The following is a 14,425-nucleotide window of genomic DNA, read 5'->3' on the forward strand; positions in this document are numbered from 1 at the left end:
CTTTTCTTCACTTCTACTATAAAAAAATAGTAGCACAAACCATGGCCTTGGTTTGTACTACTAATGTTAGTATGTTTAGTATTTATTGATTCTTTTTATCAAAGAATAAATTTAAATCTGTTTTGTCAGTATCTTCAGCTAAAGCTGTGTGGATATATTGGTTTAATTCTTGTACTTTTGCTTTTTCAAAAAATGGCACACTTATATAATATGGTGTCCCTGATTTTTCTATGCTTAATATTGTTTGAATTCCGCTCCCAGCAATTCCGATACCAATAATTAACCAAAATAAACCACCGATAAAGCTTTCACCTATAGATGAAAATCCAAGTGAAATTATAAATAGTCCAATTATTATTGCTTTAACATTATATTTTGAAGATAACATTGATCCCGAAATATTCTTCAGAGGTATATTTTGTTCATCTTTTCCTGCTGGAATAAATCCTAGAATTGTGTTTGATAAATTGGTTTTTACAAATCTGTTATCAATTTCTACGGCTCCTTTCACCCAAAAAAATAATAGACTTGTTGAAAAAATAATTTTTTTCATGTTAAAGCTCCTTCTTTATTATATAAAATTTAGAAATACTATGTTATTTTCTCTCAATTTTCTATTTATGTAAATAGTTTTAGTGAAAATTTACTATTTTTTTGTTTAGGAAGACAAAAGTAGTGCACTTGGTTGTGGTTTTGTTTGTAGTATATTGATTCTTAAGACTGTTTTGTACATATTTTTTCTCTCTCGAAAGTACTGATTATGGTTGAATACACTGCATTTTTAAGATGTTTTTCAATGAAAAAAAGTTATGATATAACTTCCAACTATATCTTATGTATAGTACAAATGGAACAACTTGTATTGATTAATTCGTTGCAAATTGATTATGTATGTTTTCTGAATATATTAATAATGATGAAATGATACGTATTGGAACTTGGAAAAATGGATTTGTTTTAAAGAAGTGACCTATATCGGGTACGAAAAACAACTACAATTTAAAATCTTTGACAATCATAAATATTAAAAAAATATGTCAAACTTCCAATCAAAATCTGGATTTGAAACACACATTAAACACTTTTTAGGCTGCTTGGTTCCTTATAGTAATGGGGGTTAAGAGCATAATTTTTCATATACCGTTTTTCATGTTGATTTGAAATTTAGTTCGATAAGAATGTTTTGTGAATTTCTTGGTCAATTAACGAAATTGAGTAAAAGTTTTTTTGAAAAAATGAACTATTTTTGATGCTAAATTGTTACTTGTGTAGAAATCGGAAAAGGAGGTGGGATTGTGAAACAGATTAGCGATGAGAGGGTATTGTTTCAAACATATTATAAAGACGTTTTCAGAGCTTGCTATTACATGCTTCAAAATAAATACGATGCAGAGGATCTTTGTCAGGATGTATTTGCAAAAGCTTTGAGTGTAGATTTTCAAGCTATACAAAATCAAAAATCTTGGTTACTTAGTATTGCTATGAATATGTCTCGAAATTATTTAAAGAAAAAGAACAGGCTCCTATTAAAAGAAAATTTTGATTTCCTATCATTTATACGAGTTGACAATACCCAAAATATTGAGCGAACAATACAGCTCAATGAAAATAAAAGTGAGTTAGTCTATTTAATGAACAAACTGCCTGTTCGTATACGGAAGGTAATGATATTAAAATATGTCCATGATTGTAAAGATAGAGAAATCGCTGAAATTCTAAAAATCCCAGAGGGGACGGTTAAATCAAGGCTTTTTAAAGGTAAAAAATTAATGAAAAAGTTTATCCAAGTAGATGGAAATTATTTATTCGAATGGAGGGATCATCGTGAGTAAAATGGACGATTTAATAAAAGAAAAAGTGAAGTACGATCAAGTAGATTATCCTAATGAGAATGAAATGTGGAGTAAAATCATCCGTAAACAAGAAAATCATAAGTATAAAACTAAAAAGCATAGCTATAAACCCAAAATTATATTAACTGCCATAATGTTTACAATTGTTTTATCAGCCACACCTGTATTTGCCAAATATACAACAGAAATCTTGGACTGGATGCGAAATATGAATAGAACAGGCGTTATTACTTCTTTAGAAAATGGCTTTGGGCAGGAAGTCAATAAAACTGTAGAAAACGAAGCGGGTGTATTAAATATTCATAATGTAATTTCAGATCAAAATGGGACTACTATTAACTTTAGCTTAGATATTGATCACGATTATCCAATAGATTATGCAGATTTCGAAAAAGCATTACTCAAAATAAGTGACGGCAAAGAAATAAAGTTGGAGGCTAACGCAGTATATAATCAGGAAACAGATCAATTAGTAGGGATTCTAAAAACAGATGAGGAAATCCCACACAACAGCAATGTTACACTTCAATTTGGTGGTGTAAAGGAGATACAGCAGAAAAGTGTAGAGTTAAAAAATGTAGTTCAATCGAACGCGTTCCCTGAAAAGATTACTATAAATCAAAATGGAATATCACAAATAGAATTCACTTCAAACGGATATCAAAACGGACAATATACATTGGATTATCTTATCGACCTGGAAGAGTCCAATAACATAGAAGACGCATATGTATCTTATAAAATTCAAGATGAAACCATTGCGAGTTTTGGCGTCACTCATAAACGTCCTCAAGCAAATGTCATTAAAAGAAGTGATTCACTAAAGGTCCAAAAAGAAGAGGTAGAAAAATTAGGAGTATTTTTAAGTTATATTGATACAGTAAGTTATAAACCAGAAACGTGGAGCCTTGATTTCCAATACAATCAGGATCTTGCTAAAAAGTCTACTTTTGTTATGGATATAGACGAAAAAATTGAGATAGGCTCTCAGCAACTTCAATTTAATGAGCTTGTCATTACACCGAGTAATGTGAAGCTTTATATTGAAGAAAAATATATAGATTCTAATTCTAATATAGCTCATTTCAATTATCGTCAGTTTAAATTACGAATTGGTGAGCAAGAATTATCGGGAGAGTATTATAAAGATTATATTTCCTTTGACACACAGGGGCTGTTAAAGGATATTACGAATAAAGAAATTTCACTTATATTAAATGATGCGAAGCTTTCTTATGAAGCTGAAAAGCAAGACAAAGTAGAGCTAACAAATATTTCTGGTGTGCCAAAGACTATAAAAACAGAATTAAACGGGTATCCAATTGATATTACCTACTATACGAAAGGTAATGATTTAATTGTTGAATCAGAAAGTAAGAACGAGCAATTTGGTGGTATCACACAAAATGTTATATATCAGAATGGCAAAAAAATCTTTGCAGAAACTCGTTCTAATGATGGCGTGTTAAGAACACATAAACAAGTAGAAACATTTAAAAATATAAAGGAAAAAGATATTACATTAAACTTCTTCCTTTATACTGTCAATGAAGATCGAGCTAAAACTATTGTTTTACAGTAAATATTTGCGGTGTAACTTTTTTCAGCAAGTGTTTTATGTAACGAAAATGAAGCGGCAGTTTACAAGTGGATGATTCAATTGAATATAGAAAAAGCGTGTTTTGATACATTCAAAATACGCTTTTCTTTTCCTTTAATATATAGCCTTAAATTCACCGTGAACTTGTAAATATAAATTTCGATGTTGAAACGACTGTCTTTAGTCTAATTCAAGCTGGTACTGTGTTAGAAGTTTATTCTAACAGTTCTTTCTTTAATTAATATGAAGATATTGTTAACTCGTTACCAGATTTCTCAATACCAATAAAATTAGAAGAATAATAAATAAAAATACACCTAATGAATGATACTATTCATCTAAATGTGTGTAATAAATTATTTGAAAATAATATATTTCTCGATATGAAACCTTATTAGGGTTACATTATTTTGCACCATTTACCCGGAATCTGTGCTCTAGGGCATCGCTTTCTTAACTCAACGGTGAACTCGAATGTACCCTTTAGTGAAATCTTGATACCTTTAAGAATAGTTAGCAAAAAACTTTTTATAGACATTTCACCAACATTTAGAGAACTAGTTAAATATTTTTCAAATAAAGAATAATTGTGCTATTATTTTAAGAAACATGATTTTAATAGCGGAGGATAAATTTTTTATGAAAGTACTTGTAGTAGATGATTCCGTGTTTTCTCAAAAAACAACAATACAAACATTAAAATCTATTTACCCTGATGCTGTTTATGAAACAGCAAATGATGGTGTTGAAGGTATTGAAGTATTTGCAACTTTTCTACCTGACCTTGTATTTATGGATTTATTAATGCCTAAGATGAGTGGACAAGAGGCAATTAGACAATTATTAGAAAAATACCCAACGGCTAAAATTATCGTGCTTTCAGCTGACGTACAATTGGCGGTTCGTGACGAGGTTTTATCTGCTGGAGCGTTAGCATTTATTAATAAACCGATAAATGTTGCGAAACTGAAGGAGATAGAATTATTGATAGAAGGGTGATTTAGTTGTTGACAACAACACAAGAGGATATATTGAAAGAGCTGTATAATGTATTTGTCGGCGAGGCAGCTAACTTATTATCAGAGATTCTTCAAAAAAGAATTTTTTTGTCAGTACCAGAGATAACGTTACTAGGGTTACAAGAATTAAAGTCTGGCAATCAAGAAGAGCTGACTCCTGTAATAAATGGTACAGTACTATCCACCTCTTTAAAGTTTGGTAATGTCTTTTCTGGTAGAGCAGATTTTATTTTTCCGGCAGAGCAAATTAAATATTTGACTGCGCTTTGCTTAGGGGAAGAATATACAGAAGAGGATGAAAAACTTTCATTTAATGATGAGGATTTTGATGTTGTAAAGGAAATAGGCAATATCATTCTAAATTCCATTATGGGCGGTATGGGAAGCCTGTTGAAAATGAAGCTTGAGTATGATGTGCCACAAGTAATTTTACATAATGAAGGAGAGTTTTATAAAACACTTACTAGCTCTGGGGATAGTAATGTGTTATTACTTTATGTAAGTTTTGATGTGGATAATTCAAAGGTACTAGGCATCATCTTAATTAAGTTTTCCTTAGAATCAATCGAATTTTTAATTCAAAAAGTGGACGAGATTAGTAGGGATTTGGATGAATGATTTATATGTTGCGATCGTCAATCAGCTAGATAATGGCATTATTTTATTGGATGAGCAATTGAACATTCAATTATGGAATAAATGGTTAGTCAAGTACACAGATAAAAGTGAAGATGAGGTTAAAGGTTTACCGATCACAACAGTTGTTCCACGTTTTGATAAAAAGATTTATGCCTATATGTTTGAAAAGGCTTTGTTGGATAAACAAAAAAGCTTTTGCTCAGCGGCGATGCATCAATATTTTGTGGAACATAAGTGTGCAAAGATGAAGCCAACTCGTCAAAATATATTAATTCAACATATACAAATAGAACATACATCGTATTTAATGATAGAACTTTATGATGTATCTGATCACTATAAGCGCATTCAAAACTTAAATAAGTATTTAAAAAGTTCCATTGATTTCTCTAAAAACTTGGAGCACTTTGTTTATTATGATAGTTTAACGAATTTACCGAATCGTAAATTTGTGTTGGATCGTTTAGAGCGTTTAATTGAAGGAGAGAATCAGGGATTTTCCCTATTTTTCATAGATTTGAATGGCTTTAAAGCTGTAAATGACCAGTATGGACATCTACAGGGAGATTTATTACTACAAATGTTTGCGGAACGGTGCAAGCAATTTACTCAAAAGCAGGAAGTCTGGACGCGTCTTGGTGGAGATGAATTTGTGTTATTAGTTGAACATATGACTACGCAAAATGCAGTTGAACAGTATACAGCTAAAATACATGAATTATTACAGGAGCCGTTTAGCATCGAGGAACAGCAAATTCTGATTTCAGCAAGTATTGGCTGTGCGCGTTTTCCACAAGATGGGGCTACAGCAAAGCAATTATTAAATGTAGCAGATAGTCAAATGTATCTTCAAAAAGCAAAAAAAGCATAAATAAATAGATTGTCGAGCTTCATCAAGGTACAATTTTGGGATACTGCGGCACTCTTGGTTTGGATACGTATCAAAACCAAGAGTGTTTTTGTTTTGATTAAGATCGATGTTACATATTTAACCGGGGATATTGTTTTATAATTACAGAAGGTTTCAATGAAATAATAACAAGCGGATACCGTGTATAATTAAGATATGGTATCCGCTTATTTCTTTCATTATTAATGCTAAAAAAGGAAGAACAAAATGGTTAGTACACATAAATAAAAGTTTAGCTAGCAATTGATTTACACAGCAGAAGGACACAAAATGGTTATCCAATTAATAAACGTAATAAAAATGTCGGGGAATTACACAGAAATGTCACAAAAATAATAAAGATATCAGTACATTTAAAAGATAATATTCCGATATTTAATTATGTCTAATGTCTAACGTCTATACTCATGAAGCATCCATTATTTGGAGTGAAAAAGTAATTTCAAAATCTAGAGTAACTTTATACAAAAATTTGAATAATAAATTAATCCTCTTTCTTTAAAAAGTAAAAGCTCTATTAAACCGGATGTTATTTGAATAGTATACTAGAATAACATTAGGAACTCCTTTAAAACAAAAAAATATTAGTGTAATAGAGCATGGAGAGATAGTGGCAGGAGGAACAAAATGAGAAATTTTTTCGAAGATCCGTACATAAATATTGATCAGCAACTAATAACCTTAGTCAGTGAAATTAGTGAATATAAAGGTATGTTGACCGCTTATAAAGAGCAAAGACCTGATATATTTACTGGCCTTGAAAAAGCTATACCCCTACAATACATAAAAAACTATATTTCAGTTTATGAGGACATAAAAGTTTCAAATAAGCGATTAAAAGAAATTATTTTAGATGATATGATGCCTCAATCAATTTCGGAAGATGCGATTTTTTGTTATTATGAAACTTTGACTCTTGTACATAAAAAATCTCGTACTTTTTCTATAAGTCCAGATACTATACAAGAATTGCATTTTCAATTAATTCATTATAATACCTCTGACAGTGCAAAATGGCGCCAAAAGCCATTTTCTATTCCAGGAATTCCCGAAAAAGGGATGCACACGATTTGTTATCGTCCTCTTCCACCTGAAAATGTTCCGCAAGCTATAGAACAATTATGCAACCAGTACGATTTATTAAACCGCAAAAAAGAGATGCCTACACTTATATTAATCGCTCGTTTTATATTTAATTTTTATTGCATAATCCCTTTTAGTCAAGGTAATGGTAGATTAACATTAATGTTCTTGCAATTACTATTAGTAAAAAGCGGACATACATTTGTAAAATACGTTTGTTTAGATGAATATATAAAGAAAAGAGAATCTGAATACTATGAAGCTATATTTAAATCATCTGTTAATTGGTACTGTAATGGACATAATATGAACTTCTGGTTAAAAGAGTTCTTAATGATTATTTTAGAGGCTTATAAAGATTTACATAGCAGAGTACTGGATTCTATATGTAAACATACTAAGGTAGAGCGAATTCAGAATTTCATTCATAATCAACAACAACCTTTTACAAAAGATTGCATTCGAAGCATTTATCCAGATATAGCCGAAAGTACAATTAGTAAAGCTTTAACTGATTTGCAATTATTAGGTGAAATTAAGCTTATCTCAAAAGGAAGAAATGCCCGCTGGATGACAGTCCAACCTTAGTCTATACCTTTTTAGGTGAGCTACTAAGTTTTATAAAACAAAATAAAAATTTAATTTAAGAACCAATTGCCAATCTTCAATAAGCAATTGGTTCTTTACATTTCAATCTAGAAATATGAAAAATCTCAAAGGTGCCTTGTAACTACAAAGTCAAGGATACCCCTCAATAATGAAAAGTTAGTAGGTACCATCTCACAGCTAATATCTATTCTAGAAGAGTCTTATTGGGAATCAATATATCTAAACTTCAGCTTATTTCGGCAGGTGTCCAAACGCCTTCTGAAATAGAGGAACTAAGTCTAAGAACGCCACGGTATTACCGAAATGTGCTGGCCCATGCCTAGCCTAAGCATAATGCCGATTCCGGACTTAACTATGCCAAGGGAAAATTGATAGCATTATTCTAATTCGCTTAATTACCTAATTATTAACAAAAATATGTCATTATTTAGTTGTCAGACGACTGAACTTCGCTGTATTGTGACACATTCAGATGAATATTGTTAATATTAATCAATTTTTAGACTCGAAATTACAGTGAAATAACCTATTTTAGCTTGAAATAGGTTAATTTCGTAGTTATTTGCTAAAAAATGTGTACATGACTAAAATTTACATCATAGGAAATAGAAAGAATTTTTCCTAAACTCAAGTAAATGGGGGGTACTCAAAATATATATAAAACCGCATGAATTATTATGAAAAATATCAAATAGGGAGGTAATAGAATGAAAAGGAAATTAATTAAAGGATTAATGATAACATCCATTGTTGCAACAGGAGTTATTCCTGTACATACTTTTGCAACACCTATTGCTCAAGCAGAACTACAAGAAGAGAACATGACTCTTTCTTCATCTTTAAGAAAATTAGGTGCACAATCTAAATTAATCCAAATGTATATAGACCAATCTTTAATGAACCCGAATGTACAGCTAGATGAAGTACCAGCTTTACATACAGATCAATTCCTAATTAAACAAGATATGAAAGAATGGACATCGGAACTCTATCCAAAGTTAATTTTAATTAATTCAAAAAGTAAAGGATTTGCCACTAAATTTAATAGCTATTATCCAACATTAAAAGATTATGTAGATAATAAGGAAGATAAGGAAGGTTTCCTTGATAGGCTGGAAGTCCTTCAAGAAATGGTTATGACAAACCAAGAAAATATTCAATATCAAATTAATGAATTAACAGATCTTCAATTACAGCTTGATAAAAAACTTAAAAATCTCGATACTGATGTGGCAAAAGCTCAGGAAGTACTTAGTTTAGAAGGAACAGGGAAGATAGACAAGCTAAAAGGCGAATTACTTGATACTAAAAAATCCATTCAAAATAATTTGCAAGAAATAGCGTTTCTACCAGGGGCTTTAAATGAACAAGGACTAAAAATATTCCAAGAAATCTATAGTCTTTCAAAAGATATTATTGAACCAGCTGCTCAAACAGCGGCAGCAGCGTATAACAAAGGAAAAGAAATTAACAACGCTATTTTAGAAGCAGAGAAAAAGGCAGAGCAAGAAGCAAAAGATAAGGGTAAATCTGCTTTAGAGATTGAAGCTGCTAAAAAAGAAGCGCGGGAAGCAATTGAAAAAAATAATAAAGGTGAAATTGCAGCAGCAGCGGCTACAAAAGCGAAAGAGCATGACCTTATGAAAGTAATTGACTCAGAAAGAATCAAGAAAACATATAGTACCTTCGCTGAAGTAAATAATCTAAAGGCAGAACAACGAGCATATTTAGATGATTTAGAGCAGCAAAACCAAAAATTATATGATTTAACAACGAAACTATCGATAGCAGATTTACAAAAATCAATGCTTCTTCTTATGCAAAATGATTTACATACATTTGCTAGTCAAGTGGATGTAGAACTTGACCTATTGAAACGCTATAAAGAAGATTTGAATTTAATAAAAAGTAGTATCACAAAGTTAAGTACTGATGCTGAAACTGCTAACAATCTATCTCAAAAAGATACATTAAGACGATTAAAAAATGGTATTGGTCAACTTGAAGAACAAGTTCATAAATTTTGATAGAATATCGAAAAATTAGGAGGGATTAGATTTGAAGAAATTTTCATATAAGGTGTTAACCGTGGCCACTTTGGCAACGGTTATAACTGCAACTAACAGTGGTCCTATTCAGGCGCTTGCGCAAGAACAGAGCTTTCAGGAACAGAAAATTGGGAATTATTACACATTAGGACCTGAAGGACTGAAGAAAGCGTTAGCTGAAACAGGTTCTCATATTCTTGTAATGGATTTGTACGCAAAAACAATGATTAAACAACCAAATGTAAATCTATCAAATATTGATTTAGGTTCTGAAGGGGGAGAGTTAATCAAAAATATTCACCTTAATCAGGAACTGTCTCGAATCAATGCGAATTATTGGCTAGATACAGCGAAGCCAAAAATTCAAAAGACAGCACGTAATATTGTAAATTACGATGAACAATTTAATAGTTACTACGACACATTAATAGACACTGTAAAAAAGAAAGATAAGGAAGGGCTAAAAGAAGGTATTGGTGATTTAATCAGTTCGATTGATATAAATTCAAAAGAAGTTACAGACGTCATAAAGATGTTAGAAGACTTCAAAACAAAGCTATATACAAATACTATAGATTTTAAAAATAATATTGGTGGTCCAGATGGGAAGGGTGGATTAACGGCAATATTAGCGGGTAAACAGGCATTGGTTCCACAACTTCAAGCTGAAATTGAGAATCTACGTTCCACTCAAAAAGCACATTTTGACAATGTACTAGCATGGTCAATTGGTGGTGGATTGGGAGCAGCAGTTTTAATTATTGGAACTATTGCAGGAGGGGTAGTAATTGTTGTGACTGGCGGAACAGCAACGCCACTTGTTGTCGGTGGCCTTACAGCTCTCGGCGCGGCTGGTATTGGTTTAGGAACAGCAGCTGGTGTTACAGCATCTAATCATATGAACTCCTACAACGAAATTTCCAATAAAATCGGGGAATTAACGATGAAAGCCGATTTCGCTAACCAAGCAGTTATTTCACTTACTAACGCCAAAGACACTTTGACATACCTATATCAAACAGTGGATCAAGCGATCATGTCTTTAACGAATATTCAACAACAATGGAATACAATGGGGGCAAATTATAAAGACTTATATGATAATATCGATCAAATGCAAGATCATAAGCTCTCTTTAATACCTGATGATTTAAAAGCGGCTAAACAAAGTTGGAATGATATTCATAAAGATGCGGAATTTATTGCAAAAGACATTGCTTTTAAACAAGAAGATAAAAACTGAAAATAAATTACATATAGGAGGAATATGAAATGAATAAAAAATCTCTTTACAAAGTACTCGCTGTATCAACGTTTTTAACTTTGACAACAACTTCTGTAGTCTCTCCAGAAGCAGCATTTGCAGAGACAAGTAAAATTGAGCAAACAAGCAATAGTGATACGTCTCTTTCAGCAAATGAAGTGAAGATGAAAGAAACTTTGCAAAAGGCGGGGCTTTTTGCAAAATCTATGAATGCTTATTCGTATATGTTAATTAAGAATCCAGATGTGAACTTTGAAGGGATTAAAATTAATGGATATCCGGATTTGCCAGGTAAAATTGTACAAGATCAAAAGGATGCTAGAGCACACGCCCTTACATGGGATACAAAGGTAAAAAAACAGCTTATAGATACATTAACAGGTATTATTGAATACGATACAAAGTTTGAAAATTATTATGACATAATTGTAGATGCAATAAATACAGGAGATGGAGAGACGTTAATAGAAGGGATTACAGATTTACGAGAAGAGATTCAACTAAATCAAAAGTATGCTCAACAATTAATAGAAGAATTAACTAAATTAAGAAATGATATTGGACAAGATGTTAGAGCATTTGGCAGTAACAAAGAGCTTTTACAGTCGATTTTAAAAAATCAAGGGGTTGCAGTTGAGGACGATCAAAAGCGCCTAAATGAAATTTTAGAATCAGTAAACTACTATAAGAAACTAGAGTCTGATGGAATAATAACAATATCTGTGCCTTCTATTCCTACGTGGATTGCTGGTGGTGTTATGCTGGGGATAGCGAGAGATCAATTAGGTCAATTAGAACCGTTATTAGCACAATTAAGACAGACAGTTGATTATAAAACAACATTAAATCGTGTAGTTGGTATTGCACATAGTAATATTAGTGAGATGTACAATGCACTTGATGATGCTATTAATGCCCTTACTTTTATGTCTACACAATGGACTGATTTAGACTCTCAATATTCAGGAGTATTGAGACATATCGAGAATGCATCTGATAAAGCGGAACAAAATAAATTCAAATTTTTACTACCTAATTTGAAATCAGCTAAAGACAGCTGGAAGACATTAAAAGTAGATGCAGACACATTAAAAGCAGGGATAAAAGAGTTGAAAATATAACCCGTTGTTACTCCTGCTAAATAATAAAATAAGAGGAAACAAAAGAGCGAGAAGTTAGTCACTTCTCGCTTGTTTTGCGTACTCACTCAAACGTAGCGTGATCTATATTAATAAATCTGATACTACCTGAACAATCAGCAAGAAAAAAATGATTGGTAATAAAATTTGAATCCATCTTGTTTTGATATAAGGGATGATCTTTAAACCTAAGAACGAGCCAACGATAGAGCCAATTGAAACAGGAATGGCGATTCCCCAATTAACTATGCCCGTAAAGTAGTAAAAGAGAAAGGCACCTGTACAACTTGAAAACGTAATCATTCTTGTTAACTCAACTGCTTTTATATACGTATATTGCTTTTTAAGGTGATAGGTTACATTCATTAGAGCTGAGCCTGGTCCAAAACCACCATCATATATTGAAACCACAAATGGAATAAGTTTATTAATTGGTTGTTCCTCTGTCTCTTTAATATCCTTTACCATAAATTTATTACTGCAAAGCACGATGGAAAATGCGAAAATTAAGAAAATGCAAGCTACAATATTCATGACTTGTTCTGATAATCGTGTGGCTAAAAATGCGCCCAATACACCTCCCAAACTAGATATAATCATTATAGATGCAAATTTTTTTATCGATAAATGACCTTTAATTATAAACGATACGACATTTGATAGAGCTGAAAGTCCTGTCGCGAATTTATTAACAGCTACGGTTGTATGAATCGGAATACCAATAAGTAACATTGCGGGTAACAAAACAAAGCCTGCAGCGCCGAAAAGAACACCAATGACTGCTGCGAGTAAGCCAATTGTAAATAAAATAAATCCATTTACTGAAAACCATTCCTGTAGTAAAATTTCCATCAAATCACCTCTACATCTAAATTACTGCTAAATAATACATAAAACAAATATATATAAATTGCTTATTCATAAATTAAATTTATCATTATTCAGCGGGAGACTCCCATCTTCGAAGGTGGTGGGGTGAATAGAGATGTGATTCCTTTTCAGAGGGTGTTCTAAAACCTACTGAATAAAGATAAAGCCTCCGGCGGATGTCACGGATTTTGAAAGGAATGCCTATAAGGATGTTAGCCTAAAATCTTCGCATCCTGCGAAAACGGCTAACTGACCTGCATCGTGCAGGCCCGGGCACAATTCAAAATCCGGACGCAATTACGCCAAGGCGAAATTGATCGATAGGAAGGAGTGAATGAAATGAATTTGCATGCATTAAGGATTTTTACGAATGTAGCAAAGCTTGGTGGAATTACTGCAGCGGCTAATAAAATGCTGCTTAGCCAACCAGCTGTCACAATTCAAATACGGAAATTAGAGAGCGAAATAGGGGCAAAATTAATTGAAGGAAAAGGACGTGGCATTCAATTAACGCCTGAGGGGAAGTTTTTGTATGAACAGGGAATGCGTTTATTTTATTTAGAAGCACAAATTGATGAAAGACTCGGTAAATTTTTAGCGAAAGAAGAAAAAATACATATTGCTTCTTCCTATATACCAATAAACTATATACTCCCGTCGATTATAGCAGCGTATAAGCTTGCTAATCCTCACATTGAATTTTTTGTGTCGCTAGGTAATGTAAAATCTGTGGAAGAGCAAGTTCTTAATTATGAAGTAGATTTTGGTTTTGTCGTACAAAATAAAATGGGTCACCCTGATTTACAGTTTGAAAAAATAGTAGATATCCCGTTTTGGTTTGTTGTGCACCCATCACATTCTTTGGCAAATCAAACTGTCTCCATTTATGAATTATCGAATGAGGACTTTATTTATCGGGAACGTGGTAGCTCGACGCTTGATTTATTGGAGTCAGTTTTTTATACGTATAACTGTCCTTTACCTAAATTAGGACTTCAAATGCAAGGCTTACATGAATCGATTAAAGTAGTGGAAGCAGGGTACGGTATGACTTTAGCACCGTCCTACAGTGTAACTGAAAGTATATCAAATGGAAAACTGGCTAGGGTGTATATAGAACGTGCAAATATTCAGCAAAGTTTATTTATATGTACACGTAAATCAGATATAGAAGGGCATCCATTTATTCAGTATTTAAAAGAGAATTTAAACGCTGTAAATTAACCTATTTAAAAGAAATAGAACCAAAATCGAGAACTAGTATTAGAATGCGTATTCCCGATTTTTTTTCATATAATTTCTCTTCTTTTTAATTTCCATTCCTTGTCATAATAATATATAGTAATTGTACTCAAACACAGTGAGTAATTTAATTCTTTAATAATAAGGAG

12 protein-coding genes are annotated in these 14,425 nt (G+C 32.2%); 10 read left to right on the forward strand and 2 right to left on the reverse strand.

The annotated features are described in order from the left end of the window. Positions 1-82 precede the first annotated feature (82 nt). Positions 83-553 carry a hypothetical protein gene (locus tag ABNX05_RS18815; RefSeq protein ID WP_349661112.1) on the reverse strand — a complete coding sequence of 157 codons (471 nt, stop codon included), beginning with the start codon at positions 551-553 and terminating at the stop codon, positions 83-85. Positions 554-1,295: 742 nt separating this feature from the next. Here ABNX05_RS18815 and ABNX05_RS18820 point away from each other — a divergent pair. From ABNX05_RS18820 to hblA, 9 genes are all read left to right on the forward strand, one after another. Beyond that, complete coding sequence (locus ABNX05_RS18820) at positions 1,296-1,832, forward strand: RNA polymerase sigma factor (RefSeq protein ID WP_349661113.1); 537 nt, start codon at positions 1,296-1,298, stop codon at positions 1,830-1,832. Position 1,833: 1 nt separating this feature from the next. Then, the gene (locus tag ABNX05_RS18825) at positions 1,834-3,435 is read left to right on the forward strand and encodes a DUF4179 domain-containing protein (protein WP_349661209.1); all 1,602 of its coding nucleotides are present in this window, start codon (positions 1,834-1,836) and stop codon (positions 3,433-3,435) included. Positions 3,436-4,092: 657 nt separating this feature from the next. Beyond that, complete coding sequence (locus tag ABNX05_RS18830) at positions 4,093-4,452, forward strand: response regulator (protein WP_094075061.1); 360 nt, start codon at positions 4,093-4,095, stop codon at positions 4,450-4,452. A gap of 8 nt (positions 4,453-4,460) precedes the next feature. Beyond that, entirely contained in the window at positions 4,461-5,090 is a 630-nt protein-coding gene (locus tag ABNX05_RS18835) for a hypothetical protein (RefSeq protein ID WP_349661114.1), read from the forward strand. Then, complete coding sequence (locus ABNX05_RS18840) at positions 5,083-5,982, forward strand: diguanylate cyclase domain-containing protein (protein WP_349661115.1); 900 nt, start codon at positions 5,083-5,085, stop codon at positions 5,980-5,982. The genes ABNX05_RS18835 and ABNX05_RS18840 overlap by 8 nt, the downstream gene beginning before the upstream one ends. A gap of 666 nt (positions 5,983-6,648) precedes the next feature. After that, positions 6,649-7,692: a Fic family protein gene (locus tag ABNX05_RS18845; RefSeq protein WP_349661116.1), complete on the forward strand. Its 1,044-nt coding sequence runs from the start codon at positions 6,649-6,651 to the stop codon at positions 7,690-7,692. A 728-nt stretch (positions 7,693-8,420) separates the two neighbouring features. Next, on the forward strand, positions 8,421-9,740 hold the full coding sequence (gene hblC / locus ABNX05_RS18850; protein WP_349661117.1) for a hemolysin BL lytic component L2: 1,320 nt from the start codon (positions 8,421-8,423) through the stop codon (positions 9,738-9,740). A gap of 31 nt (positions 9,741-9,771) precedes the next feature. After that, the gene (hblD, locus tag ABNX05_RS18855) at positions 9,772-11,004 is read left to right on the forward strand and encodes a hemolysin BL lytic component L1 (RefSeq protein WP_349661118.1); all 1,233 of its coding nucleotides are present in this window, start codon (positions 9,772-9,774) and stop codon (positions 11,002-11,004) included. A 29-nt stretch (positions 11,005-11,033) separates the two neighbouring features. After that, a complete protein-coding gene (gene hblA, locus ABNX05_RS18860) occupies positions 11,034-12,146 on the forward strand; it encodes a hemolysin BL binding component B (RefSeq protein ID WP_349661119.1) in 1,113 nt (370 codons plus the stop codon). Positions 12,147-12,248: 102 nt separating this feature from the next. Here hblA and ABNX05_RS18865 read toward each other — a convergent pair whose 3' ends face one another. Further along, on the reverse strand, positions 12,249-13,016 hold the full coding sequence (locus tag ABNX05_RS18865; RefSeq protein ID WP_349661120.1) for a sulfite exporter TauE/SafE family protein: 768 nt from the start codon (positions 13,014-13,016) through the stop codon (positions 12,249-12,251). Between the two features lie 357 nt (positions 13,017-13,373). Here ABNX05_RS18865 and ABNX05_RS18870 point away from each other — a divergent pair, with 357 nt between their 5' ends. Continuing rightward, the gene (locus tag ABNX05_RS18870) at positions 13,374-14,258 is read left to right on the forward strand and encodes a LysR substrate-binding domain-containing protein (RefSeq protein ID WP_349661121.1); all 885 of its coding nucleotides are present in this window, start codon (positions 13,374-13,376) and stop codon (positions 14,256-14,258) included. The last annotated feature ends 167 nt before the right edge of the window (positions 14,259-14,425 follow it).

Origin of the sequence: Lysinibacillus zambalensis, from assembly GCF_040183165.1 — a bacterium.
Taxonomy (GTDB): domain Bacteria; phylum Bacillota; class Bacilli; order Bacillales_A; family Planococcaceae; genus Lysinibacillus; species Lysinibacillus zambalensis.

Bases quoted from the DNA above. Each gene is read 5' to 3' on its own strand.
- hblA (WP_349661119.1), top strand. From the start codon at position 11,034: ATGAATAAAAAATCTCTTTACAAAGTACTCGCTGTATCAACGTTTTTA.
- ABNX05_RS18815 (WP_349661112.1), bottom strand. From the start codon at position 553: ATGAAAAAAATTATTTTTTCAACAAGTCTATTATTTTTTTGGGTGAAA.
- ABNX05_RS18825 (WP_349661209.1), top strand. From the start codon at position 1,834: ATGGACGATTTAATAAAAGAAAAAGTGAAGTACGATCAAGTAGATTAT.
- ABNX05_RS18840 (WP_349661115.1), top strand. From the start codon at position 5,083: ATGAATGATTTATATGTTGCGATCGTCAATCAGCTAGATAATGGCATT.
- ABNX05_RS18830 (WP_094075061.1), top strand. From the start codon at position 4,093: ATGAAAGTACTTGTAGTAGATGATTCCGTGTTTTCTCAAAAAACAACA.
- hblC (WP_349661117.1), top strand. From the start codon at position 8,421: ATGAAAAGGAAATTAATTAAAGGATTAATGATAACATCCATTGTTGCA.
- ABNX05_RS18870 (WP_349661121.1), top strand. From the start codon at position 13,374: ATGAATTTGCATGCATTAAGGATTTTTACGAATGTAGCAAAGCTTGGT.
- ABNX05_RS18845 (WP_349661116.1), top strand. From the start codon at position 6,649: ATGAGAAATTTTTTCGAAGATCCGTACATAAATATTGATCAGCAACTA.
- ABNX05_RS18865 (WP_349661120.1), bottom strand. From the start codon at position 13,016: ATGGAAATTTTACTACAGGAATGGTTTTCAGTAAATGGATTTATTTTA.